General features: G+C 66.2%; 2 protein-coding genes. One reads left to right on the top strand and one right to left on the bottom strand.

Annotated elements, in window-relative coordinates; all coding sequences use genetic code 11:
- Positions 1 to 105: 105 nt before the first annotated feature.
- Entirely contained in the window at positions 106 to 1,023 is a 918-nt protein-coding gene (locus ACZ6YI_RS17225; protein ID WP_465779732.1) for a LysR family transcriptional regulator, read from the bottom strand.
- 103 nt (positions 1,024 to 1,126) lie between these two features.
- Here ACZ6YI_RS17225 and ACZ6YI_RS17220 point away from each other — a divergent pair, with 103 nt between their 5' ends.
- Positions 1,127 to 2,140, top strand: a complete 1,014-nt coding sequence (locus ACZ6YI_RS17220) for a zinc-binding alcohol dehydrogenase family protein (RefSeq protein WP_465779731.1) — start codon at positions 1,127 to 1,129, stop codon at positions 2,138 to 2,140.
- The last annotated feature ends 93 nt before the right edge of the window (positions 2,141 to 2,233 follow it).

Below are 2,233 nucleotides of genomic sequence, written 5' to 3'. Positions count from 1 at the left end.
TTTTTTTACACTTTCTTTTTTTGGGCTGGGGGGGTGCGGGTTTTGGTTGGCCCCCCCCCCCCCCCGCGCCCCCCCCCCCGCTCCCACAATAAAGAACAGACGGTGTTACAGACTTGGCGGGCACGTCGCCAGCAACGCCTCACACCGCTCCCGCAGAAACCCCTTCAACCGCGTCATCGCCGGCGTCAGCCGCGACCGGTGCGCGCACACCAGGTTCAGCGGCGAAGGCTCGCAATGCGCATGCGGGAACAACTCCACCAGCCTGCCCGCCTTGATGTCTTCCAGCACATCGAGCCGCGATTTGTAGACGACGCCTTCGCCCGCGACAGCCCAACGCCGCACCACATCGGCATCATCACTGACGCGATTGCCCGTGACCGACACCGTGCGATCGCCGCCGGGCAAGGTGAAGCGCCAGCGCTCGTGCACCTGCTCGCTCCACACGTAGCGCAAGCAGTTGTGCTGGCGGAGGTCGTCGACACTGGAAGGCTTGCCATGCTTCGCGAGGTACGCAGGCGAGGCGCAAAGTGCGCGGCGGTTGTGCTCGAGCAGGGGCATGGCGACCAGCGAGGAATCCGCGAGCGTGCCATAGCGGATCGCCGCATCGAGGGGCTGGCGGACAAGATCGACGGAGCGGTCGCTCATGCGGATGTGTAGCGACAGGCCGGGGTGTTCGTGCTGGAACGCATCCAGCCAGCCGAGCAGCAGGTTACGGCCAAGGTCTGACGACACCGACAACCGCAGCGGCCCCTTCAGCGCACTGCCTTCGCGGGCCAGCGCCTGCTGCCCCTGGTGCTGGGCATCGAGCATGGCCCGGGCGTGCGGCAGGTAGCGCTCGCCATCCTCCGAGAGCTGCATGCTCCGGGTCGAGCGTGTGAACAGGCGCACCCCCAGCTCCTTTTCAAGCCGTTGCACGGCGCCGCTGGCCAGCCCCGGGGCGATATTCAGCTGGCGGGCGGCCTCGGAGAAGCTCTCGGCCTCCACCGTCTGGACGAAGATCTGGACGTCATCGAGCCGGATCATTTTCTTCGTTTAGCGGAAAGTGTTCCGGTAGTTTGCCTGTTTTTCCGGATAGCCGGGAAAGCCAGAATGGCCCTCATCGCCCCTCCTCCCAAGGATTACCGCCATGAAAGCCGTCGGCTTCTTCCAGAACCTCCCGATCGACCACGCCCAGGCGCTGCAGGACATCGAACTGCCCACCCCGCCCCTCGGTGACTACGACCTGCTGGTCGAGGTGAAAGCCGTCTCGGTGAACCCGGTGGACACCAAGGTCCGCAACGGTGGCAACGTGCCCGAAGGCCAGGCACGGGTGCTGGGCTGGGATGCCGCCGGCATCGTCCGCGCTGCCGGCCCGCTGGCCACCCGGTTCAAGCCGGGCGACCGCGTCTGGTACGCCGGTGATCTCACCCGCGCCGGGAGCAACGCGGAACTGCAGGCCGTGGACGAACGTGCCGTAGGCCCGATGCCCGCCTCGCTCGACTTCGCCGAAGCCGCCTCGCTGCCGCTGACCGCCATCACCGCGTGGGAGCTGCTGTTCGATCGCCTCCGCGCGAATGAAGCCGACCCGACCGAGAACCGCGCGATCCTGGTGGTCGGCGCTGCTGGCGGTGTCGGCTCCATCCTCACCCAGCTCGCACGCCAGCTCACCGGCCTGACAGTGATAGGCACCGCATCACGCCCGGAAACGCGCGACTGGGTCCTCGCCCACGGCGCACACCACACCATCGACCACCACCAGCCGTGGAAGGCACAGCTCGAGGCGCTCGGCATCAACGAAGTCGCCTACGTCGCCGGCCTCAACGGCACGGCACGAAACGTCGAACAGATCGCCGACGTGCTGATGCCCGAAGGCGCGTTCGCACTGATCGACGATCCCAAGACACTCGACATCGCACCATTCAAGCTGAAGTCGATCGCGGTCCACTGGGAACTCATGTTCACGCGCACGATGTTCAACACGCGAACCCTCGCGCGGCAGCACGCGCTGCTCCGCCGTGTCGCCGAGCTGGTAGATCGCGGCGATATCGTTCACACGATGACGCAGCAGATCGAAGGCCTGGATGCCGCCGGCCTCAAGAAAGCTCACGCGCTGGTAGAAGCAGGCGACATGATCGGTAAGGTCGTAGTAACCACCGCCTAAGCATGTGAAAGAGAACTTGTGGGAGCGCGCGAGCGGCCGCAGCCCCCCACAGGCCACCACACCCACCCCCCAGCCCCGCGGGAGAAGGGGCGA

Source organism: Luteibacter sp. NPDC104163 (genome assembly GCF_055584245.1).
The sequence above is the reverse complement of the archived record's forward strand: the minus strand, read 5'-3'. Positions and strand labels throughout refer to the sequence as shown.

Excerpts from the sequence above, each read along its gene's own strand:
- ACZ6YI_RS17225 (WP_465779732.1), bottom strand. The coding sequence starts at position 1,023 with ATGATCCGGCTCGATGACGTCCAGATCTTCGTCCAGACGGTGGAGGCC.
- ACZ6YI_RS17220 (WP_465779731.1), top strand. The coding sequence starts at position 1,127 with ATGAAAGCCGTCGGCTTCTTCCAGAACCTCCCGATCGACCACGCCCAG.